This is a genomic window from Chloroflexota bacterium, from assembly GCA_020161265.1.
Classification (GTDB): domain Bacteria; phylum Chloroflexota; class Chloroflexia; order Chloroflexales; family Herpetosiphonaceae; genus Herpetosiphon.
This window is the reverse complement of sequence record JAIUOC010000001.1, coordinates 1,076,854-1,102,582: the sequence shown is the minus strand read 5'-3', so window position 1 is coordinate 1,102,582 and position 25,729 is coordinate 1,076,854. Positions and strand designations below refer to the sequence as shown.

The following is a 25,729-nucleotide window of genomic DNA, read 5'->3' as shown; positions in this document are numbered from 1 at the left end:
TTATCAAAGGAACCGCTATGTCGTGGAAAAGCCGAGTCCGGCCATTTATCCCCAAGCCAGTGTTGCAACGTTATATCGCTTGGCGGGTTGCCAATAATCAAAAAACTGTGCGCCAACGCCTATTCGAGCAATATGGCCGCTACGCCGAATATACATTAACTCAACGATCACTGCCTGAGCTGTTTCCTGAAGGCCGTCAAGCCAGCATCGAAGTGCCAGTTGCTGCGATTGTACGCGACGACACGATGGAAATGCCCTTGGCCGAATTGCTATCGTTAGCCGGTGTGACCCAAATTAGCCAACCCAAAACGATTTTTGAATTTGGCACCTACATGGGCGCAACCACGCGCATGATGGCTCAGCATAGCAGCCCTGAAACCAAAATCTACACGCTTGACCTTGATGTTAAGACCCGCAACGAATATTTGCGGCGCAATGGCTATCAGTTTGAATTAAGCTTCACGCCAGGCCAGCATTTTCACAATACCCCTGAGGCCAGCAAAATCACTCAGCTTTGGCTTGGTTTAGAGCCATTCGATTTTAGCTCGTATTATGGCCAAATGGATTTAGTCTTGGTTGATGCTGATCATTCGTATCCCTTTGTTAAGGCTGATACCGAAGTGGCGCTGAAATTGGTGCGGCCTGGTGGGGTGGTTGTTTGGGATGATTATACCTGGGTCGATGCGCATCCTGAGTGTGTTGGGGTCACCCGCTGCGTCAACGAATTGGCTGAGCGCTTGCCGATTTACCGCATCAAACAAACTCGTTTAGCGATCTATCGAGTGCCCGCGTGAAACAGCGACTCTGGTTTGTTAGCGATAGTACAGCCCTTGGCGGAGCCGAGGGCTATTTAGAAACCCTGCTGCTCAATGCCGATCAACAGCAGTTTGAGCTTGGCTTGTTGCTGCCGCCGCGCCCAGCCACCCAACCCTTGATTGATCGAGCCAAAGCCCATGGAGCGAGCATCGCAACCTTGGATGTAGTGCACGAACATGGGTTATCACTGAAGGCAGTCAATCAAGCGGTGCAGCTTTTTCGCCAATTACGGCCTGATATTGTGCATTTTGTTGTGCCCTCGCCGCGCCGTGCCGCAGAATTGGTATTGGGTGCAGCATTGGCGCGAGTGCCACGCCGAGTTATCACCTTCCAATTGGTCACGCCAATTCCGCGCTTCAATTGGCTTTCCCACCATCTACGGCTGCTCAATCGGCGTTGGCAATACGCCACTTTGCACGCTGGCATCGCGGTTTCGCAAGGCAATGCTCAATTGTTATTGGAGCAATTTGGTTTTCCTAAGCGGCGTTTACACACAATTTATAATGCGGTTGATAGCCAGCGCTGGCAGCCGCAACCGCGTGATCCTGCGACTCGTGCAGCGTGGCAAATTCCCGCCGATGTACCACTTTTAGGCGTGGTTGGCCGTTTGAGCCGCCAAAAAGGCCACCAAATTTTATTCGAGGCCTTACCAAAGCTGTGGCAAGCGCAGCCGAATCTGCATGTCGCATTAATTGGTGAGGGCGATTTAGCTGACGAATTACGCCAAGCTGCCCAACAACTACCAAAGTCGCAGCAGATTCATTTTGTTGGCCAGCAAGCCAATATGCCTGCTGCATTGGCCGCGCTTGATGTTTTTGTCTTGCCATCGCTGTACGAAGGCTTATCGTTTGCCTTGCTCGAAGCCATGGCCAGTGGGCAAGCAATTGTTGCCAGCAGCACCGACGGCACACGCGAAGCAATCAGCGATGGAATCCAAGGTCTATTGGTTGAGCCAGGCCAAAGTGTTGCGCTGGCGCAGTCAATTGGGCGTATGCTCAGCGATCAATCATTAAATCAAGCCTGTCGCCAAGCTGCTCGCCAACGCATTCAACAGCAATTTGAATTGCAAACAATGTTGCAACGTACTTTTGAGTTGTATCGAGCAGGGGTCAGAGGCTAGGGGCCAGGGATCAGAGGTTATGGCTATAGGCTATAGGCTATCGGAACATGTTGTGATGTTACAATCAAACCGATAGCCAACTCCCCTTCGTGTGCTTCGTGGATCAAAACCATAATCAAATAAATCTGTGCCAATCTGTGGCAAAACAACCTTCATGATTGCCCTATCGATTCCTAGCCCCTGATCCCTGACCCCTAGCCACGCGTGAATCAGCCTAAAGCACGATTGCCCAAACCTGGAACCTAGCCTACAATAGCACTGCGCAAGAGCGCAAGCTGAGACTAAAGCTCAAGCTGAATCGGCAAACGTCGTGTTAGAAAGTGGAGGTTCGAATCCTCCCCCAGCCACCAACCTAGGCTGGGTAGCCCAATTGGCAGAGGCGCTAACACAGCCACTCAAATTCAGATTATCGCTCTAGATTCAGTATTTGCTGTTGAACATCAAGTCAAGCACTATCATGCATATACCGCTGGATGCTAGTTCGAATCTAGCCAGCTCCGCCAAACTTTGGGGCCGTAGTTTAATGGAAAAACCCAGCGCTCTTAGGACTGACGTGATAGTTTAAACGTATTGATGTGTGCAAATCAATAGCGCTGCCGAGGCCCGACACTAGGCTAGAGTTCGGGCCTCATTTTTTTAATCAGCATCCAGTTGATCAAGCCGCTTGCCAGTTTGATGTGCCAAATGCTGGCGTTTGGCTAAGCCAACCCGTTGGGCTGCGTAAATTCCGCGATGGCCCGAAATAGCGTAGGCAATGCAGGTTGTGAGCATCAAAGGCCCAAGCAAAGCCGAGCCAAATAATTCAACTCCCATCAAAACACAAGCAATCGGGGTATTAGCAGCCCCGGCAAACACTGCAATAAAGCCCAATGCCGCCAACAAATCAGTTGGCACACCAAATAATGGGGCTAAAGCTGAGCCAAGCGTCGCGCCAATCACAAACAATGGCGTTACTTCGCCACCTTTAAAGCCCACGCCCAAGGTCAAGCCAGTTAATAATAATTTGAGCGCAAAAGCCCAAAATACAACGCCTTTTGGTTCGAAAGCCTGCGCCAACAACGGCAAACTTAGCCCATTGTAATCACGAGTATTCAACAAAAAGCTAATACCTACAATCAGCCCACCGCCAGCCATTGCCCGAAAAATTGGGTTGGGCAACCAACGCCGTGACCACGTTTGTACCAATTCAGTCCAGATCGCAAAGGCACTGCTAGCTAAGCCAAAGCAAATTCCTGCTCCAACTAAAATCGCCCAGATCATGCTCAAATCGGGCACATCGGCCACATGATAATGACTATGCGCAACATTTAGCCAACGCACCACCCCATCGCCAACCAAGGCTGCCACCAAACATGGTAATAACGCTTCGTAGCGCAAAACGCCAAATGCCAGCACTTCCATGGCGAAAATTGTGCCGGCAATCGGCGTGCCAAAGACGCTACTAAACCCTGCGCTGATGCCCATCATCACTACTAAGCGCCATTCAGCTTGGGGCAAGCGCCACCAACACCCAATTCGCGCTGCCAAACTCGCGCCCATTTGCACTGCCGTCCCTTCGCGCCCAGCTGAGCCACCACCAAGATGGGTCAACAAGGTTCCGAGCAACACCAACGGAGCCATGCGTAAGGGAATTCCCGCCGAATCAGGGTTATGCAGTTGTTCAATGATCAGATTATTGCCCGCCGCCACGCTCGTGCCAAAACGCTGATAGAGCCATGTCACCACGCCACCAAGCAACGGCAAACTGAGCAATAACCACCAGTTGTTGGTTTGCAGGCTGGTCACCCAAGCCAAACTAACTAAAAAAAAGGCGCTAGCAAGGCCTGCAGCAATGCCTATGATCACTGCTAAGCCTGTCCAGCGCCCAATCTGTCGCATCATCAGAGTTTCCTTATTAAATTAGGCCAAACTTTGGGACTACCATTTAACGTAGTGACATGAGGTTTTGAGGCTATTGACTAAAGGCTAGCGGAACAATCATTGGTTTCCTAAACGATCATCACTGCCAAAAGTCGATAGCCTCATTTGCCTTGATGGTTAAAACTCCCCGCTTCCCAACTAGCCCAAAACTCGTGGATCAACCGTTTGATCGACTAAATCGAGAAATTCGCTAATTGTTGGCAGGGTTGATGGAGCTGCAACTTGCCCCGCAAAATGGCTCACCCGCTCGGCAGTTTGCTTGAAAAAGAGCAGCGTTGCCGGATCAGGCCGAAGTTCTTCATTATAAGGATCTTGCATGTGTTCAGCAAACCCAAGCGCTTGTTGGGCTAAGGCTGGATAGTGTTCAGCCAAAATCGCGGCGAGGGTGATCATCTCTTCACCCGATTGCTCCAAATTTTGCAATTGAGCTTGGATATCAAAAACGGGCCGCAAAAGCTCGAAAGCCCGTTGGATTTGGCCTTTTTTATACCAAACTCTAGCCAATGCACTTTGCGAACCAGGAATTAAGTTGCGAGCATCGTTTTGCAGGGCTAGATTGAGCGATTCTTCCAGTGCCTCTTGAGCTAATTCCAAATCGCCAATAGCGCAAGCCAGCCAGCCGCGGGCACTTTGGCAAAGAATAATGCCAACTTGATTGCCAAGGCTGCGGTTGATTTGTAAGCTTTGTTGATAGCAACGTTCAGCATCATCGAAACGGCCCAAACCAGTGTAGGAGCTAGCCAAATTGCTCAAGGCGGCAGCTTCGCCAGAGCTATCGCCCATGGCTTGCCAACGTGCCACCACATCCTCGCCAAGCTCCACTGCTTTTTGATAATAGCGTTGTTGATAGGCTAGTGATGACAAATTATGCAAAGCGCGGGTTTCGCCAAAGGTATCGCCAACTTGCTTGAATAAGGCTTGACCACGCTCATACCATAACGTTGCATCAGCATGATCAGCGAAATATTGGGCACAAATGCCTGCGGCAATCGCTGCTTTGGCGCGAACGACAGGCTCAATTTCGTGCTCACGCCGCCATGCTTGACGAATCCAGATCCGCGCTTCTTGGGCATAGCCTTTGGTAAACCAAAACAACCACAACGAGCCAGCAATCCGCAAGGCTGTGGCGGGATGTTGCTCAACCGCCCAATCGAGCACCGAGCGTAAGTTGTAAATATCACTTTGCAAGCGGGCCATCCACAGCGGCTGATCGGCTCCAAGCAAGGGTTTTTCGGCACTCTCCGCCAAATGGGTAAAGTACGAGCTATACAATCGTTGCAAGTGATTCGCTTCACGGCGACGTTGCAAACGACCTTCAGCATACGAATGCACCGCATCAAGCATCAGATAACGATGGTCGCCGTTGGGCAGAGTTTCAAGCTGTACCAACGATTTATCGACCAAGGTTTGTAAGCCTTCGACCACATTGATCGGTACGTCGGGAATTCCCGCGCAAATCGCTTCAGCCGATTCGAGCGTCCAACTGCCGCGAAAAATCCCCAAGCGAATAAACAACACTTGCAGCGTTGGTGAAAGCAGGCGATAGCACCAATCGAGCACTGGCCACAAAATTTCTTTGCGCTGCATGGTGCTATTTTTGTCGATCATAGCCGCACCCAAGCGCAAGTGATGCCGCACCATTCGTACTAAATCCGAGGGCGGCAAACTGCGGCTATGGCTAGCGACGAGCTCAACGGCCAAGGGCAAGCCCTGCACCAAACGACACATTTCGGCGATCGCTTGAGCCTGTGGTTGATCGACTTTGAGCATTGGCTGCAACCGCCGCAAGCGTTCGCTAAACAATTGCACAGCGCCATATTGCAAAATTTCGCTGGCGCTCAAGCGAGCATCTTCGGCAGGCACACTCAACAAGGGTACCCGATAGATCGTTTCAGCAGCCACGTTTAGGGCCACTTGGCTCGTGACCAAAATGGTTAATTGCGGTACGGCTGCTACTAAAGCTTGCACATCCGAAGCAGCCTCGACCACATGATCAATATTATCGAGAATTAACAAGCTAGGTTGATGTGGAAAATGGTCGGCAATCGTGGTGAGCAATGGTTGATCGGTAGTGGGAGCGATACCGAGGCTTTCGGCAATCGTTGCTAGCACCAAGCCCGCCGCCCGAATCGGTACCAACGAAACAAAAAAACAGCCACCAACAAATTGGTCGGCATATAAACGGGCACAATCAACAGCCAAACGGGTTTTGCCCGCGCCGCTTGCCCCAACCAAACTAATTAACCGCTGACCTTGGGCCAATAAAGCTCTAATTTCAGCAGTTTCAGCATCACGCCCAATTAGAGCAGTGGTGTAACGGGGAAGGAGATCGGAATGTTCTGTCTGCATATTCACACCAATTGGTTTCTGCTAGCGCCATCAACATTGATAGCAGTCATGCCTCATTGCATGCTAGTTGTCGTGCATAGCCCGATTGATGAGCCGTTGCATTGGTTAATCATACACGAAAAATCGCTTTAAATGCAGCAATCCCTGTAGAATTGTGCTACAGGGATTGCTGGCATAGGCCGTGATCAAAGGGTAATCTGCTCGATCGTGCTCAGCTGATCGGCGTAGCCAAGCAAGCTTTGGGCGATATAGGCTGGCACATGCTCGGCCCAGCCAAAAATAAAGCTCACATTTGGCTCATCGGGCGGGGCAACCGCGTGCGGATAGGGCGCAATCGTGATCAAAAATGCTTGAGCCTTGGGGTTAACCTCGGCCAGATATTTGCGCCAAACGCTGACAAAACTTGTGCCACCATAGCTATCACTTGCCCATTCCTCATTGTCGGTAATTGCAATTACTACATCGACCACCTCGCGGCGATCATACAAATGCGAGATTGGAGCGGAAACTGCTGTGCCACCACCAAGTTTGGCCGTAATTTGCTTTGTCAGCCACATCAATTTGGTTTCGCGCCACGTCTCCATCTGAACAATGCTGGTATTAAAAGGTAGCAGTTGGGCGGTTGGGTTGCTGCGATAGAGTGATCCAGCGAAAATGCCTGCAACATCGACATAACGTACTTGCGACTTAGGATTGATGGAGCCGCGCATCGAACCAGAAACATCCGGGGCAACCACGACCCGCCCAGGAATTTCGGGCATGTTGACGAAGGCCATTTCAAGCATCTGCTCAAGCGTTTGCTGAATCAGCTTTTCCTGCTCGCTCAGTGGCGTGAAAGCTAACCAAGCTGCATGCAAACGAAATGGCAGAATCTTGGCACGGCGCAAGGCTTCAAGGTCGCTCAAACGCCCAACCACATATTCAACCATCGCCGCGTCGTGGAACACGCCCGACCGTTGCAAACTGGCCAAATTGCGTAGCAAGGCCAAATAGGGCATTTGCTCGATCAACGTTCGCCACATTGCCAAATCTGGCTTGCCCGTACCTGTGACAATTTCGTAGGGCAGACGACCAGTCTCAACCAACGCTCGCTGCTCAGTCGGATCGCTCGTGCGCTTAAGTTGCTCGACCGCTGCGATTTGCGGCAACAGCGTGGGCGCTTGCTCAGCCCAGGTTGTGCGCCAGCGCTCACGATCAATCAAATAGCTAAACAAGGCATTAGTGCGATCATCGACAGGTTGCGGGCGGGTTAGGCGCAGCACATCACGCAAGGTCATGCTGCCTGAATTCGTGCCACCATATTTAATTACGTGATATTCGCTCAAGTTAAGCAACCATTCGTTGATTGTTTGCTTGATTGCCCGACCCATGCCATGCCGAATCTGACGCGAACGCACAATTTGCACAAAATCTTGCAAATCGCCTGGTGTGAGAATAATGCGCTTGAAAATTTGACGAAACAAGCCCAAATCGACAGTTGATAGCACAACCAAGCCGATAATTGGCTGAAGGCGCATGGTTCCTTGTTCGCGAGCATACACCAAGGCTTTCGCAGCAAACACTGGATCATGGGCCAATATCGTTTGGTGCAACTCCAAGGCCAAGGCATAATTGCTACCTTGTGAGGCGTAAAAGGTTGAGCCAATGGTATTGGTCAACAAGCTTTGCACATAACGTTCAGCCAAACTGCGTTGATAGGTAGGAAAGCCCTCGTGGTTAAGCCCATGTGCTGCATCAGGCGTGCGAGCAAACAGGCGGCGAACAATGTTCATAGCCACCTCCAAGTCATAAGGTAGGAAACAACTCTTCTCAACAAAGCAACCATGGCCTAGCCCGAATCACGCTTGCGGATCAAACGCTGTGAATTGGTTTGGGCAACTACATCACAGCTGATTCGACTAGACCATGGTGTCACAATAGGTCGGGCCTAGCAGGACTCGAACCTGCGACCTAAGTAGCCCCTACTATCACCTCGCGAACGAGGAAGTTGACGCAGAAGCAGTTTGCTCTACCAACTGAGCTATAGGCCCGAAATTTATATAGAGGGGTCGGGGGTCAGGGGCTGGGGATCAGTTCGTTTTCCATCCCAACCACGCTTGCCAAACCTGCAAATTTTCCGATAGCCACTAGCCATCAGCCTAAAACCCTTCTTCGTGCCCTTCGCGTTCTTCGCGGTTACAGCCTTCGTCGATCACATTTGGAGAGCACAACAGGAATCGAACCTATACCACCAGGCTTACGAAGTAACTCCAACAAACACCTCAAATTGAGGAAAAGCTGTCGAAGCACCGTGCCGAAGCACTCCTGGTATTCTGCCGTTGAACTATATGCTCACGTTTAGAGATCGGCGGTCGAGGGCTGGGGATCGGTAACGTTTTCCATCCCAAGCACGCTTGCTAAACCTGCAAATCTCCCGATAACCACTGGCCATCAGCCTATATCCCTCGCCCTCGTGCCCTTCGCGGTTATAGCATTCGTGGATCAATGTAGGTGAGCACAATAGGAATCGAACCTATACGTCAGGCTAACGAAGTAACTCCCACGATCACCTCAGATTGAGGAAGAGTTGTCGAAGTACTGTGCCGAAGCACATCCTGTTGTTCTGCCGTTAAACTATGTGCTCATGTTTATAGTTCGGCGGTCAGGGACTGGGGATCGGTAACGTTTTCCATCCCAAGCACACGTACCAAACCTGCAAATTTTCCGATAGCCACTAGCCATCTGCCTAAAACCCTTCTTCGTGCCCTTCGCGTTCTTCGCGGTTACAGCCTTCGTCGATCGAGATCTATTACTAGACTACCATCGTGTTACAAGGGTTCCAAGAAGCGGCTGATTAAAGCCCGCATTCGCCACATTAACATTGTTTGGTTCCTTTGGTAGCGGCATACGACTCCTTCAATCGGTATGCTGAACGTTCAGGGCTGCTGAGGAAAAGGCGTGGAACTTCGGAATGAGCGAAGTATGTCCCACAAGCACCTCAGCAAACTCTCACTTGTCTCCCACAAGCTGGCGAGGAAGCTGGCTAAATCGTAAATACTTCACCTCGCCAACTTGTTGATTCTCTCCCACAAGCGCTAACCCCTTGATGTTGAAATCGATCATTGGCTAGCGATACCTCAACCTATACGTTGATCCTGCTCGGCTCGTTCTCTCCCTCAAGCGGTTTTTTTAGCTTTTCCGCGCCATGGTAAACGCCAGGAAGTTGGTTCGGGCGCTGTCTCAATTTGCGCCAATTCCAATACCTTACGCACATAGCGGCGCACTTCGCCTTGGCAAGCATCCAAGCGCTTGGCAACTTTGGCAGCATCTTCTACCACCACCGGCACACGCAAGGTTTGATCAAACCAAGAAACAATCCCTGTTACGTCGCGCATCGTTTTGGTTGGAGCAGTTAAGCAAACTACCCGAATCAAAACATCGGAACGTTTAATCTTAGGATGTTGAACAGTAAACATGGGGCTGGCAATATAATTGGCATAGATCAAGACTTTCGCAATCAGCAAACGATAGCGGAGGCTGTCATCAGCGACTGAGCCGTTGTCTACGACCCATAAATCCAACCCAGGGCGGGCGGGGTCGAGTGAACCCGCAACAATATCAATGCGGGTAGGATCTTCGAGCGTCATGAGCAAACCTCTAGCTAAAACAAAATAGTCGTCACTGCTGTGACGACCTTAGCATTAGCGTGTGTCAGTACGCGTCACACTATTGGTCGCCATCCATCCTTCGTCCAACTCATCTCGCCAGCAAAACCATAGCCTAAATCTACATTACGCAATGAGCCACAAATGTGGGCTATTGGCGAGTAATGTGTGCTTGACTGGCGTTTTGGTTGTGGATTGGTGAGTAGCCGTCGCATGGTGCTCGTTCCTTTCCTATGCTGCAATCGAATCTAATTTGGTGATGGGCTAACTATAAGCGCTGTTAATCAGGCTTGCATCAGTCGTCGGGCGGAAATTTCTAAGCCATTAGGCTGAGTAAAGAACATAGAGCATAGAGCATAGCGATCAGGCATCTGCCTTGATCTATAAATGATGCGAAGGGCTGAAACCGCAAAGGAAGCGAAGATCACAAAGGATTATTTTAGGCTCTATGTCCTATTTGATTTGGCCTTCATCCCTCATAATTCATCCTTTATCCTTAAATAATGAAGATCAGGCTATTGCTAGCCCGATCCCCCACAACCGTTCTCCAATTTCTATGTTCTTTTTGCCTTTTATTCGGCGGTTTGTTCCAAGGCTGCCTGCACAAAATCGCGGAACAATGGATGCGGATTGTTCGGGCGCGATTTGAACTCAGGGTGGAATTGCGAAGCCACAAACCAAGGATGGTCGCGCAACTCAACAATCTCGACTAAACGACCATCAGGTGAGTGACCGCTGATGACAAAGCCGGCTGCTTCCATGGCTTTGCGATATTTGTTGTTAAACTCAAAGCGATGGCGATGGCGTTCCAAGGCCAATTCACGGCCATATGCTTTAGCAGCTTTGGTGTCGGGCGCTAAAATACATGGATAAACGCCCAAGCGCATTGTCCCGCCCTTATCACTGATATCCAACTGATCAGGCATAAAGTCGATCACAGGCAGTTTGGTGTTGGGGTTAAATTCGGTTGAGTTGGCATCGGGCGCATTCAAGGCAAAGCGGGCAAATTCAATTGTGGCACATTGCATGCCCAAACAAAGCCCCAAGAAGGGGATTTTGTTTTCGCGAGCATAGCGCACAGCCCGAATTTTGCCCTCGACCCCGCGATAGCCAAAGCCGCCAGGCACAATGATTCCTTGGACATCGCCAAGCATGGTTACTGGATCAGCCACTTCAAGTTCTTCCGATGAGACCCATTTGATATCAACTTGAATATCCTGTGCCCAACCAGCGTGGCGCACCGATTCGGCGACGCTCATATAGGCATCGCGCAACTCCACATATTTGCCTACAATCGCCACGGTGGTATGGCGTTTGGGTTGTTTGATGCGCTCAACTAACGAGCGCCATTCATCGAGCTGAACGGGCTGAGCAGCCAAAGCCAAGCGTTCGATAATTAAATCGCCTAAGCCTGCTTCCTCAAGCACCAATGGCACTTCATAAATCGAATCGACGGTTGGGAGAGCTACCACAGCCTCGTTGGGTAAATCAGCAAACAGCGCGATTTTCTCACGAATATCATCATCAACAGGCAAATCGGAGCGACATAACACCACTGCTGGCGAGATGCCTACGCGGCGCAATTCGGCGATTGAGTGTTGGGTTGGCTTGGTTTTGAGTTCGCCGCTGGCTTGGAGATAGGGCAACAATGTGACATGAATATAGATCACATTATCGCGACCCACATCTTTTTTCATTTGGCGAATGGCTTCGAGGAAGGGCAGGCTTTCAATATCGCCGACTGTGCCACCAATTTCGACAATTACCACATCAGCACTGGTATTTTTGGCTACCAAAGCCACGCGGCTTTTAATTTCGTTGGTGATATGCGGAATAACTTGAATCGTGCCACCGAGGAAATCGCCACGGCGTTCTTTTTGAATCACTGAAGAATAAATTTGGCCGGTTGTAATGTTATTAACGCGGGACAAATTTTCATCAATAAAGCGTTCGTAGTGGCCCAAATCGAGGTCGGTTTCAGCGCCATCTTCGGTCACAAAGACCTCGCCATGTTGGTAGGGCGACATCGTACCAGGGTCAACATTGATATATGGATCAAGTTTTTGAATTGAAACGCTAATGCCACGACTTTTCAGCAAACGGCCCAGCGAGGCCACGGTGATTCCCTTGCCCACCGATGAAGCTACGCCACCCGTCACGAAAATATACTTCGTCATTTACTGTGCTCCGCGTTAAATAAAAAATCCGCACTGAATATCATCAGTACGGGCCTTGATTATACCATAGATGGTTTGATCGTAGGGGCAAGGTTATTTAGGTCAAAAGTGCTTCTTCAAACATGCCCTTGAAGATTTAAATATTGTGCGATAGCTATCCACTAATTGTGCTTTAGCGGGTGCAGGGGGGATGAAAACCACCTACGTTCCCCGCCTTGAGGCGGGGGGGAGGGGTGGTGACCATGATCGATTGAATGAAGTTTATCAGAAACTAACCAGCTCTAATCAGGGTGATTTGCTTCAACTGAAGCCATCACTTGACGTAACAAATGCTTAAGCTGGAGATATTCAGCAGCGCTTAAGCCAATTGCTTGAAAAATCGAGGCTGGTACATTGCTGGCCTGTTGACGCAAGGCGCGGCCTGCCTCAGTTAATTGAATTTCGACTTCACGCTCGTCGCTGGCACGGCGTTGGCGCTGCAAAAAGCCCGCACTTTCCAGCCGTTTGAGCAATGGTGAGAGCGTGCCCGAATCGAGTTGTAATTGTTCGCCAAGCTGCTTGACAGTCTGAGCTTCGTGCTCCCACAGCACCAACATCACCAAATATTGTGGGTAGGTTAAGCCCAAGGTTTCTAAAAGTGGTCGATAGGCCTTGTTGATCGCTCGTGAGGCCGCATAGACATCGAAGCACAATTGCTGCTCCAATAACAAGCCCTGTTGTTCCAAATTCATTGCTGGCCTCCTGTTTGTGTGACCTAAGCACCGTAGCATGAAAATTAGCTATTGACAAATTATATTGCACACAATACAATTGGTATCAATATAAATCTAGTGTGTTTTGGAGATTGATGATATGGCGCTTAAAACCTTATATACGACCACAATGACGGCAACTGGTGGACGCACGGGCCAAGTAACTGCACCCGATGGTAGCTTGACGCTCGATCTTGCCTCGCCCAAAGAGTTAGGTGGGCCTGGTGGCGCGACCAACCCTGAGCAATTGTTTGCCGCTGGCTATGCTGCTTGCTTTCATAGTGCCTTGAGTTTGGTCGCCAAACATGCCAAAGCCGATCCAACTGATTCAAGCGTGACAGGCACGGTCAGCCTTGGAGCTAATGCCCAAGGTGGCTATGGTTTGGCCGTCACTTTGACCGTCGATTTGCCTAAGGTCGAGCGCGAAACAGCCTTAGCCTTGGTTGAAAAAGCCCATACGGTTTGCCCTTATAGCAACGCGACCCGTGGCAATATCGAAGTTGAGTTGATTGTAAAGTAGTTAGGGATCAGGGATCGGGGTTTGGGGATCAGGAGTTAACGCTTGCCAATAATTAAATAACGTTAACGCAGAGGCGCAGAGAATTAAATATTTCTCTGTGCCTCTGCGTTAATCGACGAATTGCCCGAATATTGTTCTGATAGCCCATAGCCCCATAGCCATACGTCCTCTGCGCCTCTGCGTTAAACGTTAATCCACAAATTGCCCAAAGATTGTTCCATAGCCCCACATACTCTATTGTGCCTCGGCATTAAACCTTCATCCCTCATAATTCATAATTCATCCTTTCATAACGCCTGACATCAGTTGTTAATCTCGGTGGGTAGTATTTTGCAGCTTGGCAGGCTAGGCTAACAGCAGTTTTTGTATGCAGGAGTTTGGTCTATGGCCCGCCATTCACTCAGCCCTAATCGATCATTGCAACGTGCCTGGCGTTTTGATCGTGGCTTACCTAAGCCATTGTTATTGCTGTTGTTGCTTGATTTATGTCTGCTTTTGCCAGTGCCCTTGCTCTTGCCAAGCGTGTTTGATCCACAGCCAAATAGCCAACCTAGCACAAACCCAGCAATCGAAGAGCCAAGTTCAACTGCAATACCCCAAGGTGCAGGCATTGGCAGCGCCGCTGAACAACGCCAATTGCCCTTGCTGATCGATCCGGTACGGTTGCAAGATGCTCGCTATGGCGATGCCCAAACTATTGCTAGGTTGCTGGCTAAATATTGGCCCACCTTGGCTAAGCAAACTTTTGATGTGGGTAATGGCATCCAACAAGATGCTGCTAATATCATCACAGGCCAAGCCTTGCGCTGGAATATTAATCCACTGGTTTTAGTGAGTTTGTTGGCAATTAATCACGATGCTGCCAATTCGCCAGGGTTTGAACAGGCGTTTGGCGGCCCCGAAACAGGCTTTCCGCAACAAGTGCTTTGGGCAACGCTAGAATTACGCGAAGGTTTAAGCCAACCATTAACCAATACCTTTCAGCTTCAGCATGGTGGCTGGTGGTCAGCTGAACAACCACTCGATCTCGCGAATGCCAGTTTGTTACGGGTATTGGCGCAAACCCATAATCAAACTGAGCTTGAACAATTGTTGGGTGTTGGCAACCAGTCATGGGTTGCGCAAGTAACGCCGATTATGGGCGATCCGCGTCAGCCAATCTACAATCCAGTCATTGATCAGCCGTTTATGGTCACGCCATTTAATGCCGCCAATCATCCAATTGCCCAATTCGACCATCAATATCCTTTGATTAACGCCGATGGCACGATGCTTGGCAATGGTTTAAGTTTCGAGTTGGGCTACGACGGGCATAATGGCTGGGATTATGATCTGCCCGCCGATAGCCCGATTTTGGCTGTGGCAGCGGGCACAGTGCTGTTTGCGGGCTGGATTGATAGTGGCTGTGCTACACCAGCAGGCGTGGTAGTGGTTCAGCATCCTAATGGTTATCGCAGCGCATATTGGCATTTGGGGCGGGTTGATGTGCAAGCAGGCCAGCAGGTGGCTCAATCGGAATTACTGGGGCTGATTGGCCAAACTGGTTGTAGCGTTAATGATCATCTCCATTTGAGCATTCAGCGCTTGGGTCGCGATACTGACCCTGCTGGCTGGTGTAACACCTTGCCCGATCCATGGGCTGCGCATCCAGGTGGAACCAGCAGTCGTTGGTTATGGCTGGATCAGGTCGATAGTTGTAATCAACCAGCCATGAGCAGTTTGGCTGATGATAGTGATCCAGCCACAACCACACGGTATGGTAGTAGCTGGCAAGCGGATTCTGCAGGCAATTTCAATGGTTCACATTGGACACGCACTGGTGGTCAAACGCTTTGGCGGCCATGGATCGCCCAAGCGGGTCGTTATCGCGTATTGGTCTTTATTCCCAACGCTGCGACCAAGGCTGGCACGGCCCATTATCGGATTGCCCATAGCGATGGCATGAGCGAAATTGTGATCGAACAGGCCAAGCATGCTGGTAGTTGGCTCAGTTTGGGCGATTTTTGGTTTGAGCCAGGCCAAATTGGCCGGATTGGGCTTAGCGCCATGCCTGGCACGTTAACTTGGGCCGATGCGATTGCCGTTCAATCGTTAAATTAAGCCAGTGCTTTAGCGAGATCCGCTAAAAAGGCTTCGGCAGCAGTATCACTGATCAAACGAGTATCATAACTGAGCGTGGCGATTGCTTGTTGGCTAATTTGCAATGCCTCGCCAACCAACACCTTGCGAGTAGCCCCAATATGCAATGTCGCCGATTGACCGTAGGTGATCGGCGCAGCACTCCACAAATTCACCGCACTCTGGATAAAGCTAAACGCCCCAGCTTGCTCAGTAGTTGGGCTGGTTAATGCCCGTTGCAAACCACGCAAATTCAGATCAGCGGCGAATGGAATGCTACAGCGACCCAAAGGATGTTCAACATGAATATGCAAACTAGCGCGTTCCAAACGATCACCAGCGGCCCAAACGCTGCGTAATAATGGATGACGTTGCAAGACCTGAATTGTTGCTAACAATAAATGTGCAGTTAATTCAGTTGCAGCAAACCGATCGAGGCTGATGGCGTGTGAGCAATAGGCTTGGGGAATGCTGGCGGCGGCAAATTGGCGCAACTGAATTTGCTGGTGTTGGGCCTCAGTCCACGGCTGAAGCGTGCTTGCTTGCGGCGTTGTTTGGCTGGTTGGCGGGCTTTTGGGAGCAGCAACAACAATTACTTGCTCAGATTGGGCAAAAGCATTGCCCATCTGTTCGGCGACACAAAACCCATCGGCTGGTGCAGCGAGTTGCTCGGTTGGCTCAGCTAGGGTTGGGGCAGCATCGGGCAAATGGGCCAGAATATCGCGTTTGCCCACCCGCCCATCGGCGAGCGTCCCGCTAATTGTGCTTAAATCGAGTTGATGGCGCTCGGCAATGCAACGAGCCAGTGGGGTGACAGTAAGTTGGCGTTTTGACACCATTTCAACAAATTGTAATAATGGAGTAGTCGCATCGAGGGTGGCTCCCTCATTAACTAATAATGCCGCAACCGTTCCAGTTTGCTGTGCTGGAAGCGCCCATTCAGCGTGTGCATCAACAACCAACGCTACAATCTGGCCTGCTGCTACTTCAGCACCAGGTTGAATCAACCAACGGTATAATCGGGCGGTTGATTGAAACGTTGGCAGGGCCACTGACGATGCCATGAACACTCCTTTGTGATCTACATGAATGACAGCTGAGCAGCACATTAGCAGGAGCAAGCACCATCGACAAGGGGTGACTCCACGCTGAGACGCAAGCTATTGTACCATGGGGATGAATGGTCAAAAACGGTGCCAATTCAACCGTAACAAATTGACCCTTCAGACGGTATACATTGAAAGGGGACGCTCGTTTTGTTCGAGTCTCTCAGCGATCAAGAAATTATCGAACGCGCCAAAGCATATGATCATGCAGTGCTGCAATTTCTTTACGAATCATATTCGCCCGCGTTGTTTCGTTATATTTACTATCGCATCGGCGACCGCGAGACAGCCGAAGATATTCGCGCCGATGTGTTTATCAAGATGCTCGAAGGCTTAGCTTCATTCAATTATCAAGGGTGGAGCATCGCCTCATGGCTGTATCGGATTGCCCATGATCGGGTGGTTGATCATTTACGTCGTCAAGGGCGGCGCAAACAAGAAACCCTTGTGGAAAGTGTCGTTGATCCTGCCGACGGGCCAGATCAACAATCGTTAGAATCGTTGGATCATGCTGAACTCTATGCGGCATTGCAGCAACTCACCGATGAGCAAGCTGAAGTGATCATACTGCGATTTCTGCAAGATCGGAGTATACGTGATGTTGCGCAAATCACTGGTCGTAGCGAAGGTGCTATCAAAGCATTACAGCATCGGGCACTTAACGCGCTGGGTCGATTACTTCGACCAGTGGGGGACTAATGAACGATAATTTGAGCCACATGATTATTGATGCATGGCAAAACGGGGCCAGCCTCGAAACACTCTGCCAGCAGTATCCTCACCACGCTGAGGCTATCCAACAATTAATTAATCCATTAATTCAATTACAACGGGTCAATTCACCAACTATGCCGGCGCGAGCAAGCCATGCGCAAGCTGATTTTCTGCGTTTAGCGCAACACTATCGCGCTCAAACTGCCCCAAAGCCTAAACCACGGCGGCGCTTATTAACTCAACGCTGGGTTTGGGCGACCGCAACAATCCTATTCTTGATGAGTTTAAGTGGTAATTTGGTGTTATCGGCCTCGGCTAGCGCCTTGCCAGGCGATAGTTTGTATGGTATCAAACGCTGGAGTGAATCGATCAGCCTGGTGTTTACGCCCAGTGCTGAGCAATTAACTGCACGGATCGATCTGGTCAACGAACGCCAGCAAGAGATTGCCAGCTTGGTAGCATTAAATAAACCAGTGCCATCTGAATTGCTTGATGAAGTGGTCAACGAAACCCAATCTATTGAACTGGCACTTGCGCCGACTCATACGAATGACCCACGGCGTAGCAAATTGAGCCAAGTCAATCAGCAACTGCAAACAACCATTGCAATTATTCCCGCAGAAAATCCAATCGACGATATCAAACATCATGATCTGATTGAGACGCTTGATCAAAGTCGCCAACGGGTTGATGTAGCAAATACAACCGTTAGCCCAACCGCCCAAGCTAAAGCTACATTTGGCCCAACTACAGTTCATCAGCCAGCTTTGGCTCCTAATACAACCGATGTGCCACACGTTAACAACCCCAAAATACCACCCAAGCCGCATACTCCTACGCAGGAACCAACTGAGGTTGTTTTACCAACCTCAACCAGCACTCCATGGCCAACTGCCAAACCGACACGGGTTCCCCCACCGGTGATCAAACCAACTGCCACCGCCACGTCAGTCCCAACTGATGTGCCGACCGATGTGCCGCCGGTGCCTACATCAGCACCAACTGATGTACCGCCACCAACCATGCAGCCAACCGATCTGCCAGCGCCAACCGAAATCCCGGTTATTGGGCTACCAACCGCCACGCCAAGCGTCGTGCGCGAACCAACCGCACCTGTGCCAACGAAAGATCCAGGGGATGTCAAACCAACTGACGTGCCCCCAACCCAGCCACCGCCAACCTCGGCACCAACGAAGGAGCCACCAGCACCATCGCCAACCAAGGAACCAGAAGATACAAAAGGGCAACCAAACCCAATTCATCAACACTAGCCAAGCTGCCAGTTCTCAAGGATCAGATGTCACTGCTGACTCTGATCCCTCCTTTTGCCTTTTGCCCTTTGATTTTTGCCTTGCTCTGACGCACTGCATTCTAAGTCGGCTATAATAGCCTGCATACATTGCTTGTTGTAGCACAAGGAGATGATCGATGGCGATCACGAAAGTCGGGGTACTTGGCTGTGGCTTGATGGGCGCGGGCATTGCCCAAGTTGCCGCCCAAGCAGGGTTCATGACGGTTGTGCGAGAAGTTAATCAAGCCGTGCTGGATAAAGGCTTGGATCGCATCAACGCCATTTGGGAAAAGGATGTTAGTAAAGGCAAACTCAGTGCCGCCGACCGCGATGCAAGCTTGGCCCGCTTGTATGGCACCACCAGCTTCGAGGATTTGGCAGATTGCGATTTGATTATTGAGGCGATTGTTGAGCAATTGCCAGCCAAACGCGAAGTTTTTACCGCGCTCGATGAATTGTGTCCCCCCAGCACAATTTTTGTTTCCAACACCTCATCGCTAACGATTATGGAAATGGCCGCAGTGACCAAACGCCCCGATCGTTTTGCTGGATTGCACTTCTTCAATCCGGTTCCGGTCATGAAGTTGGTCGAAATTGTTCGTGCTCTGACAACTTCTGATGAAACGATTGCCAGCTTGCACGAATTTACCCGTGCTCTAGGCAAAACCCCAATTAACACCAGTGATACCACCGGATTTATTGTCAATCGCCTGCTTGTGCCATTTTTGCTTGATGCAGTGCGCTTGCTTGAAAGCGGCGTTGCCACGCGAGAAGACATCGACGAAGGCATGAAGCTTGGCTGTGGGCATCCGATGGGGCCATTAACCTTGCTCGATTTTGTGGGCATTGATACGGTCTACTCGATCGCCAATATTATGTTTGATGAATTCCGTGAGCCACGCTTCGCCCCGCCGCCATTGCTCCGCCGCATGGTGCTCGCCGGCCATTTCGGGCGCAAATCGGGCCAAGGCTTTTATAAGTATGAGGGATGAGGGATGAGGGATGAAGGATGAAATACTTGATAGCTCATTCATCTATTTGGAAGAATTCCAACCATCATTTCTCATCCTTCATCCTTGCATATAGTCAGCTTCGATCAAATAAATTATGCTGGTTATATAAAACTGGGGATAATGTTTGATCCAAACTTCATCCTTTATCCCTCAAACTTCATCCTTTATATAGGGGGTTCCATGTCATTTGAAAATATTCTGTTTGAAATTAACGAGCAAATTGCGGTTATTACGGTTAATCGACCTAAGGCCTTGAATGCCTTGAATAGCGCAACCATTCGCGAATTAGGCCAAGCTGTCGAGCAATTAGCCCACAATACCCAAGTGCGAGCATTGATCATCACTGGGGCTGGCGAAAAAGCTTTTGTTGCTGGCGCAGATATTAGCGAGGTCAATAGCATTGAAAGCTCGCTGCAAGGTAGCCAAATGTCGGAAGCCTTGCACGATGTGCTCTGGAAACTGGGCGAATTGCCACAAGTCACGATCGCAGCAATCAATGGTTTTGCGCTTGGTGGCGGCTTTGAGCTAGCCTTGGGCTGCGATATTCGCATCGCTAGCGAGCAAGCCCAGGTTGGCTTGCCTGAAGTTGGTTTAGGGCTTGTGCCTGGTTGGGGTGGAGCCTTGCGCGTCCAACGTTTAGCTGGCACTGGCGTGGCAAAATATTTAGTCCTCACTGGCGAGCGGATTCCAGCCAGCGAAGCTCAACGGCTTGGCTTAATTGAAAAAATCGTGCCTGCTGCCGAATTGCTTGATCAAGCGCATAAATTGGCGGCCAAAGTTGCCAAAAATGCCCCATTAGCGACGGCTCTCGCCAAACGTTTAATCAATCGTGGCGCTGAAATGAGCTTGCGCGATGCTATCGCCTACGAAAATGGCCTCTTTGGCCAACTTTGCGTTACCGAAGATGTCAAGGAAGGGACGAGCGCCTTTTTAGAAAAACGCGCTGCAAAGTGGCAAGGCAAATAACTCAACCTTTAGACTGAGTTGATCAAGCTGCTAGTTAGGTATAATCGTACATACGTTCTGTTATAGGAGTGTGTATCAGATGCAAAACGCTACTGTTGCCGAAATGATCGCCGCTTTGGATGCTGATCGGGTTGCCAACCAAACCAAATTTGGAGCACTCGACCCCAATGCCGTGGTTTATGCTGATGGCCCTTGGACGGTCACCAACATTATTTGCCATCTTACAATTTGGGAAGAAGAGTTTTTGAAGGGTTTGCAGGCACATCAAGCCGGCCAAGGCTACCTGACCGAAATGCCCGATTTGGAAGGCGAAGCGGCGCTCAATGCTTTCAATGGTCGCACCGTCGCAGAACGCAACCAGCTTAACTATGAACAAGCACTCGATCAATGGACGAACGTGCGCCAGCAAATCAAAGATACCCTTGCCAGTTTTACCCCTGAACAAGTAGCAGCCCCAATGGTTGCGCCTTGGGGTGGCGAGGCAGCTTCACCAGTTGCCCAAACTGGCGGCTGTATCTGGCACGAAGGCCATCATTTAAAAGAAACTTTAGCCGCTGTTGGCAACGATAGCGCTCAAGTTGGTTAAAATTTCAGCCCTGCTTCCTTGAAATTGGAAGCAGGGCTGTTTCGAATTCTAGCCGCGCCGCTCGTAGTTGGGCGCTTCGTTGGTGATTGTTACATCGTGGGGATGGCTTTCGGCCAAACCAGCTGGCGAAATCCGCGAGAAGCGGGCATTCTTGCGCAATTCATCGACATTATGCGCCCCAACATAGCCCATACCTGAGCGCAAACCACCGACCAATTGATAAATGGTATCGGCAAGTGCGCCCTTGTAGGGAACCATCCCTTCAATGCCTTCGGCCACCAACTTGCGAGCAGGCTGATTGCTTTGGAAATAGCGGTCGCTGCTGCCTTGCTGCATCGCACCAATCGAACCCATGCCACGATACGATTTGAACGAGCGGCCTTGGTAGAGAATCATCTCGCCTGGCGATTCATCAGTACCAGCCAATAAACCACCCAGCATAACCGTGTGTGCGCCGGCAGCAAGCGCTTTGGCCACATCACCACTATACTTGATCCCACCGTCAGCAATGATTGGCACGCCGGCTTCTTCAGCGGCTTTAACACACTCCATCACCGCCGTAACTTGAGCCATCCCCGCACCTGATACCACCCGAGTGGTACAAATCGATCCCGGTCCTTGTCCGACCTTAACTGCATCAGCGCCGTGTTCGATCAGGGCACGAGCACCTTCGCCAGTGCTTACATTCCCGCCAATGATTTGCAGCTCAGGGTATTGTTGTTTGATGCGAGCAATTGCGTCAAGCACGGCTTTGGAGTGACCATGAGCAGTATCGACCGCAATTACATCAACCCCAGCCTCAACCAACAAGCGCACCCGCTCTAGTTCGCTGGTCGAAGCGCCGACGGCAGCACCAACTCGCAAGCGGCCATAAGCATCTTTGGATGCGTTAGGATGTTCGATCTGCTTTTGAATATCCTTGACCGTGATCAGCCCATTGAGCTTGCCATGTTCATCAACCACCAAAACTTTTTCGATCCGGTGTTGATGCAAGGCTTGTTTGGCTTGTTCGAGGGTTGTGCCAACTGGCACGGTTACCAATTCTTCACTGGTCATCAATTCGCTGATTTTGCGGCTGGGGTCGGTCTCAAAGCGCAAATCGCGGTTGGTAAGTATCCCGACGAGTTCGCCAGCAGCGCTGGTAATCGGCACCCCTGAAATATGGTAATCGCTCATTAGTTCCCAAGCCTCGCCGATGGTTTGTTCGGGGCGCAAGGTAATGGGATCGGTGATCATGCCACTTTCTGAGCGTTTGACCCGCCGCACCAATTCTGCTTGTTGGGCAGGAGCCATATTTTTGTGAATAATGCCAAGGCCACCTTCGCGAGCCAGCGCAATTGCCATGCGATCTTCAGTCACCGTATCCATCGCAGATGAGACAACTGGAATGTTCAAACGAATCTCGCGGGTTAGCCACGTGCTAACGTCGATTTGCGAAGGCAAGACATCCGAGTAGGCTGGAATCAACAGCACATCATCATAGGTCAGCCCTTCAAACGCGAACTTAGCACTCCAATCGATTGGCATGGGGTTATCCTCCTTGGGATATATGAAAAGCTCACCGCAGGATGCAGTGAGCCATCCGACGCATAACCTTGCGTCATCCTTCAGTTGTCCGATTGCCGATACAATGACCCTATTATAGCACCATCAAAAAAAGTGCGGGCAAAGTGCTAAGGGTCTAGGTGTCAGTGGTTAGGGGTCAGATTTTTAACCCAGAGGCGCAGAGTATGCAAGGATGAGGGATGAGGGATGAAGGCCAATAACACCGAGAATTCATCATCTTTCAGGCACTTTGCTTCTTTAGCGGTTGCAATTCTTCGTGTCCTTCGTGCCCTTCGTGGATCAAAACGGGGATCGAGCTAATAACAGCCCGATCCCCGATTACCAGCAACCGATCCCTAGAGCTTACGCCCCGCCAGTTTTGCCAGAGCCAGCGTTGTTGCCTTCGCGCAGCTTGGCCCGAATGAGGTCGCGGTTCATCTTAGCGATAAACTGAATGCTAATTTCCTTGGGACAAGCGGCTTGGCACTCGGCATAATTGGTACAATTGCCAAATCCTTCAGCATCCATTTGGGCAACCATATTGATTACCCGTTGGTCTTTTTCTGGCTCGCCTTGGGGTAGCAAGTTCAGGTGCGAGACCTTGGCAGCGGTGAACAACATCGCCGAGCCGTTGGGACATGCAGCGACACACGCGCCACAGCCAATACAGGCCGCCGCATCCATCGCCAAATCAGAAATTTCTTTGGAAATTGGAATCGCGTTGCCATCTGGCGGCGAGCCAGTGCCAACCGAAATAAAGCCACCAGCGGCGATAATTCGGTCGAGGGCTGCGCGATCAACGGCCAAGTCTTTGATCACAGGGAATGGCTCGGCACGCCATGGCTCAATATACACTTCGTCGCCATCTTTGAATGAGCGCATGTGCAATTGGCAGGTGGTGGTTGCCCGCTGTGGCCCGTGGGGAATCCCGTTGATCACCATCGAACATGCACCGCAAATGCCTTCGCGGCAGTCGTGGTCGAAGGCTACAGGATCGTCGCCCTTGGTGATCAACTCTTGGTTGAGCACATCGAGCATTTCGAGAAATGACATATCAGGGCTAACGTGGTTGGCATCGTAGCTGACCATTTTGCCCGCTGTTTTGGCGTTATCTTGTCGCCAAATGTGCAATTTTAATTTCATTGAAGCACCTCAGCGATTACTTGTACGAACGAGTTGAAAGGTGAACGTTTTCAAATTCGAGAACTTCTTTGTGCATGGTTGGTTTGGTGCCAACGCCCTTGTATTCCCAAGCGGCCACAAAGGTAAAGTTCTCGTCGTCGCGTTTGGCCTCGCCATCCTCGGTTTGGCTTTCGGTGCGGAAGTGACCGCCACATGATTCGGTACGCATTAGCGCATCGTGGCACATCAATTCAGCAAATTCGAGGAAGTCGGCCACACGTCCGGCTTTTTCCAACTCTTGGTTGAAGTATTCGCCGCTGCCTGGTACGCGCAAATCGCGCCAGAATTCTTCGCGGATTTGGGGAATGCGTTCTAAAGCGGTGCGTAAACCAGCATCATTCCGCGCCATGCCACAGTAATCCCACATCACTTTGCCCAGCTCGCGATGGAAATCATCGACGCTGCGTTTGCCATTGATTTGGAGCAATTGCTTGAGCCGCGTGGTTACTTCGCGCTCAGTTTCGGCAAAAGCTGGGTGATCGGTGCTAACTGGAGCTAATTTGGCGCTAGCAATGTAATCGCCAATCGTGTAGGGCAAAATGAAGTAGCCATCGGCCAAACCTTGCATCAAGGCACTGGCCCCAAGTCGGTTGGCTCCGTGGTCGGAGAAGTTGGCTTCGCCCAAAACGTGCAAACCTTCGACATTGCTCATCAAGTTGTAATCAACCCACAAGCCGCCCATGGTGTAGTGCACGGCGGGATAAATTCGCATTGGCACTTCGTAAGGGTTTTCGCCAGTAATCCGTTCGTACATCTCGAACAAGTTGCCATAACGTTCGGCAATCATATTTTTGCCTAAGCGCTTGATCGAATCGCTGAAGTCGAGATAGACACCCAAGCCGCCTGGGCCTACGCCACGGCCTTCATCACACACTTCTTTGGCAGCGCGTGAAGAAATATCGCGCGGCGAGAGGTTGCCGAATGAAGGATATTTGCGTTCGAGATAATAATCACGTTCGCTTTCAGGAATATCCTTGGCAGCGCGATTATCGCCAGCCTTCTTGGGAACCCAAATCCGTCCGTCGTTACGCAACGATTCACTCATCAAGGTCAATTTTGATTGGTGATCGCCAGCAACCGGAATACAGGTTGGGTGAATTTGGGTAAAGCAGGGGTTGGCGAAGGCTGCACCACGTTTGTAGGCGCGATAGCTAGCGGTAACGTTACAACCTTTAGCATTAGTTGAAAGGTAGAAGACGTTGCCATAACCACCAGTTGCCAAAACCACTGCATCGCCTGCGTGACGTTCGATCTTGCCGTTGATCAAATCGCGGGTGATAATCCCACGGGCTTTGCCATCGACCAAGACAATATCCAACATTTCGCAACGTGAATACATGGCGACTTTTTTCAAGCCAATTTGGCGTTCGAGCGCTGAATATGCACCGATCAACAATTGTTGGCCAGTTTGACCGCGGGCATAGAAGGTGCGCGAAACTTGTGCGCCACCGAACGAACGGTTGGCCATCACGCCGCCATATTCGCGGGCGAATGGCACACCTTGGGCCACGCATTGGTCAATAATGTTAACGCTGACTTGCGCCAAGCGATAGACATTACCTTCACGCGCCCGATAATCGCCACCTTTAATAGTATCGTAGAACAAACGGCGAACGCTATCACCGTCGTTTTGATAATTCTTGGCAGCGTTGATGCCACCTTGCGCCGCGATACTGTGAGCGCGGCGCGGGCTATCTTGGAAGCAGAAACACTTAACGTTATAGCCAAGCTCGGCCAATGAAGCAGCAGCAGAAGCGCCTGCCAAGCCTGAGCCAACCACCAAAACGGTGTATTTGCGCTTATTGGCGGGGTTAACCAACTTCACATTGAAGCGGTGCTGATCCCATTTATCTTCCAGCGGCCCTGCTGGAATTTTAGCGTTCAATTGCATAATGCGTCACCTATTTGTA

The 25,729-nt window shown here is 50.6% G+C and carries 19 protein-coding genes and 3 tRNA genes; 9 read left to right on the top strand and 13 right to left on the bottom strand.

Annotated elements, in window-relative coordinates; translation table 11 throughout:
• Nucleotides 1–17 precede the first annotated feature (17 nt).
• Both LCH85_04020 and LCH85_04015 read left to right on the top strand, forming a co-directional pair.
• Nucleotides 18–794 (top strand): class I SAM-dependent methyltransferase, encoded by a 777-nt coding sequence (locus tag LCH85_04020; protein MCA0351140.1) that lies wholly within the window; start codon nucleotides 18–20, stop codon nucleotides 792–794.
• Nucleotides 791–1,936 (top strand): glycosyltransferase family 4 protein, encoded by a 1,146-nt coding sequence (locus LCH85_04015; protein ID MCA0351139.1) that lies wholly within the window; start codon nucleotides 791–793, stop codon nucleotides 1,934–1,936. The genes LCH85_04020 and LCH85_04015 overlap by 4 nt, the downstream gene beginning before the upstream one ends.
• A 636-nt stretch (nucleotides 1,937–2,572) precedes the next feature.
• Here LCH85_04015 and LCH85_04010 read toward each other — a convergent pair.
• The 9 genes from LCH85_04010 to LCH85_03970 all read right to left on the bottom strand — a co-directional run bounded on the left by LCH85_04010 (nucleotide 2,573) and on the right by LCH85_03970 (nucleotide 12,757).
• Nucleotides 2,573–3,817: a chloride channel protein gene (locus tag LCH85_04010; protein MCA0351138.1), complete on the bottom strand. Its 1,245-nt coding sequence runs from the start codon at nucleotides 3,815–3,817 to the stop codon at nucleotides 2,573–2,575.
• Between the two features lie 177 nt (nucleotides 3,818–3,994).
• Nucleotides 3,995–6,205, bottom strand: a complete 2,211-nt coding sequence (locus LCH85_04005) for a tetratricopeptide repeat protein (protein MCA0351137.1) — start codon at nucleotides 6,203–6,205, stop codon at nucleotides 3,995–3,997.
• A 185-nt stretch (nucleotides 6,206–6,390) separates the two neighbouring features.
• Entirely contained in the window at nucleotides 6,391–7,977 is a 1,587-nt protein-coding gene (locus LCH85_04000; protein MCA0351136.1) for a TROVE domain-containing protein, read from the bottom strand.
• 150 nt (nucleotides 7,978–8,127) lie between these two features.
• Nucleotides 8,128–8,235, bottom strand: a tRNA-OTHER gene (locus tag LCH85_03995).
• A gap of 168 nt (nucleotides 8,236–8,403) precedes the next feature.
• Nucleotides 8,404–8,538: transfer RNA gene (locus LCH85_03990), tRNA-OTHER, on the bottom strand.
• A gap of 158 nt (nucleotides 8,539–8,696) precedes the next feature.
• A tRNA-OTHER gene (locus LCH85_03985) sits at nucleotides 8,697–8,828 on the bottom strand.
• 532 nt (nucleotides 8,829–9,360) lie between these two features.
• Nucleotides 9,361–9,831, bottom strand: coding sequence for a hypothetical protein (locus LCH85_03980; GenBank protein MCA0351135.1), 471 nt, complete (start codon nucleotides 9,829–9,831; stop codon nucleotides 9,361–9,363).
• A gap of 590 nt (nucleotides 9,832–10,421) precedes the next feature.
• A complete protein-coding gene (locus LCH85_03975; protein ID MCA0351134.1) occupies nucleotides 10,422–12,026 on the bottom strand; it encodes a CTP synthase in 1,605 nt (534 codons plus the stop codon).
• A 281-nt stretch (nucleotides 12,027–12,307) separates the two neighbouring features.
• A complete protein-coding gene (locus LCH85_03970) occupies nucleotides 12,308–12,757 on the bottom strand; it encodes a MarR family transcriptional regulator (GenBank protein MCA0351133.1) in 450 nt (149 codons plus the stop codon).
• Between the two features lie 121 nt (nucleotides 12,758–12,878).
• Between LCH85_03970 and LCH85_03965 the strand changes: the two genes are divergently transcribed.
• Nucleotides 12,879–13,298: an organic hydroperoxide resistance protein gene (locus tag LCH85_03965; GenBank protein ID MCA0351132.1), complete on the top strand. Its 420-nt coding sequence runs from the start codon at nucleotides 12,879–12,881 to the stop codon at nucleotides 13,296–13,298.
• A 384-nt stretch (nucleotides 13,299–13,682) separates the two neighbouring features.
• Nucleotides 13,683–15,398, top strand: coding sequence for a peptidoglycan DD-metalloendopeptidase family protein (locus LCH85_03960; GenBank protein ID MCA0351131.1), 1,716 nt, complete (start codon nucleotides 13,683–13,685; stop codon nucleotides 15,396–15,398).
• On the opposite strand, the gene LCH85_03955 is transcribed toward LCH85_03960, so the two are convergent.
• On the bottom strand, nucleotides 15,395–16,480 hold the full coding sequence (locus tag LCH85_03955) for an E3 binding domain-containing protein (protein MCA0351130.1): 1,086 nt from the start codon (nucleotides 16,478–16,480) through the stop codon (nucleotides 15,395–15,397). The two genes, LCH85_03960 and LCH85_03955, sit on opposite strands and share 4 nt — an antisense overlap.
• 192 nt (nucleotides 16,481–16,672) lie before the next feature.
• On the opposite strand from LCH85_03955, the gene LCH85_03950 reads away from it, so the two are divergent.
• The 5 genes from LCH85_03950 to LCH85_03930 all read left to right on the top strand — a co-directional run bounded on the left by LCH85_03950 (nucleotide 16,673) and on the right by LCH85_03930 (nucleotide 21,092).
• The gene (locus LCH85_03950) at nucleotides 16,673–17,221 is read left to right on the top strand and encodes a sigma-70 family RNA polymerase sigma factor (protein MCA0351129.1); all 549 of its coding nucleotides are present in this window, start codon (nucleotides 16,673–16,675) and stop codon (nucleotides 17,219–17,221) included.
• A complete protein-coding gene (locus tag LCH85_03945; GenBank protein ID MCA0351128.1) occupies nucleotides 17,221–18,507 on the top strand; it encodes a DUF5667 domain-containing protein in 1,287 nt (428 codons plus the stop codon). The genes LCH85_03950 and LCH85_03945 overlap by 1 nt, the downstream gene beginning before the upstream one ends.
• A gap of 157 nt (nucleotides 18,508–18,664) precedes the next feature.
• Nucleotides 18,665–19,519, top strand: a complete 855-nt coding sequence (locus tag LCH85_03940; GenBank protein MCA0351127.1) for a 3-hydroxybutyryl-CoA dehydrogenase — start codon at nucleotides 18,665–18,667, stop codon at nucleotides 19,517–19,519.
• Nucleotides 19,520–19,720: 201 nt separating this feature from the next.
• Nucleotides 19,721–20,506: an enoyl-CoA hydratase/isomerase family protein gene (locus LCH85_03935; GenBank protein MCA0351126.1), complete on the top strand. Its 786-nt coding sequence runs from the start codon at nucleotides 19,721–19,723 to the stop codon at nucleotides 20,504–20,506.
• A gap of 79 nt (nucleotides 20,507–20,585) precedes the next feature.
• Nucleotides 20,586–21,092, top strand: coding sequence for a DinB family protein (locus LCH85_03930; protein MCA0351125.1), 507 nt, complete (start codon nucleotides 20,586–20,588; stop codon nucleotides 21,090–21,092).
• Between the two features lie 48 nt (nucleotides 21,093–21,140).
• On the opposite strand, the gene guaB is transcribed toward LCH85_03930, so the two are convergent.
• The 3 genes from guaB to LCH85_03915 all read right to left on the bottom strand — a co-directional run bounded on the left by guaB (nucleotide 21,141) and on the right by LCH85_03915 (nucleotide 25,710).
• Complete coding sequence (guaB, locus tag LCH85_03925; GenBank protein ID MCA0351124.1) at nucleotides 21,141–22,619, bottom strand: IMP dehydrogenase; 1,479 nt, start codon at nucleotides 22,617–22,619, stop codon at nucleotides 21,141–21,143.
• A 381-nt stretch (nucleotides 22,620–23,000) separates the two neighbouring features.
• On the bottom strand, nucleotides 23,001–23,780 hold the full coding sequence (locus tag LCH85_03920; protein ID MCA0351123.1) for a succinate dehydrogenase/fumarate reductase iron-sulfur subunit: 780 nt from the start codon (nucleotides 23,778–23,780) through the stop codon (nucleotides 23,001–23,003).
• Between the two features lie 16 nt (nucleotides 23,781–23,796).
• On the bottom strand, nucleotides 23,797–25,710 hold the full coding sequence (locus tag LCH85_03915) for a fumarate reductase/succinate dehydrogenase flavoprotein subunit (GenBank protein ID MCA0351122.1): 1,914 nt from the start codon (nucleotides 25,708–25,710) through the stop codon (nucleotides 23,797–23,799).
• Nucleotides 25,711–25,729 lie beyond the last annotated feature (19 nt).

Excerpts from the sequence above, each read along its gene's own strand:
- LCH85_04020 (MCA0351140.1), top strand. The coding sequence starts at position 18 with ATGTCGTGGAAAAGCCGAGTCCGGCCATTTATCCCCAAGCCAGTGTTG.
- LCH85_04010 (MCA0351138.1), bottom strand. The coding sequence starts at position 3,817 with ATGATGCGACAGATTGGGCGCTGGACAGGCTTAGCAGTGATCATAGGC.
- LCH85_04005 (MCA0351137.1), bottom strand. The coding sequence starts at position 6,205 with ATGCAGACAGAACATTCCGATCTCCTTCCCCGTTACACCACTGCTCTA.
- LCH85_04000 (MCA0351136.1), bottom strand. The coding sequence starts at position 7,977 with ATGAACATTGTTCGCCGCCTGTTTGCTCGCACGCCTGATGCAGCACAT.
- LCH85_03980 (MCA0351135.1), bottom strand. The coding sequence starts at position 9,831 with ATGACGCTCGAAGATCCTACCCGCATTGATATTGTTGCGGGTTCACTC.
- LCH85_03975 (MCA0351134.1), bottom strand. The coding sequence starts at position 12,026 with ATGACGAAGTATATTTTCGTGACGGGTGGCGTAGCTTCATCGGTGGGC.
- LCH85_03970 (MCA0351133.1), bottom strand. The coding sequence starts at position 12,757 with ATGAATTTGGAACAACAGGGCTTGTTATTGGAGCAGCAATTGTGCTTC.
- LCH85_03965 (MCA0351132.1), top strand. The coding sequence starts at position 12,879 with ATGGCGCTTAAAACCTTATATACGACCACAATGACGGCAACTGGTGGA.
- LCH85_03960 (MCA0351131.1), top strand. The coding sequence starts at position 13,683 with ATGGCCCGCCATTCACTCAGCCCTAATCGATCATTGCAACGTGCCTGG.
- LCH85_03955 (MCA0351130.1), bottom strand. The coding sequence starts at position 16,480 with ATGGCATCGTCAGTGGCCCTGCCAACGTTTCAATCAACCGCCCGATTA.
- LCH85_03945 (MCA0351128.1), top strand. The coding sequence starts at position 17,221 with ATGAACGATAATTTGAGCCACATGATTATTGATGCATGGCAAAACGGG.
- LCH85_03940 (MCA0351127.1), top strand. The coding sequence starts at position 18,665 with ATGGCGATCACGAAAGTCGGGGTACTTGGCTGTGGCTTGATGGGCGCG.
- LCH85_03935 (MCA0351126.1), top strand. The coding sequence starts at position 19,721 with ATGTCATTTGAAAATATTCTGTTTGAAATTAACGAGCAAATTGCGGTT.
- LCH85_03930 (MCA0351125.1), top strand. The coding sequence starts at position 20,586 with ATGCAAAACGCTACTGTTGCCGAAATGATCGCCGCTTTGGATGCTGAT.
- guaB (MCA0351124.1), bottom strand. The coding sequence starts at position 22,619 with ATGCCAATCGATTGGAGTGCTAAGTTCGCGTTTGAAGGGCTGACCTAT.
- LCH85_03920 (MCA0351123.1), bottom strand. The coding sequence starts at position 23,780 with ATGAAATTAAAATTGCACATTTGGCGACAAGATAACGCCAAAACAGCG.
- LCH85_03915 (MCA0351122.1), bottom strand. The coding sequence starts at position 25,710 with ATGCAATTGAACGCTAAAATTCCAGCAGGGCCGCTGGAAGATAAATGG.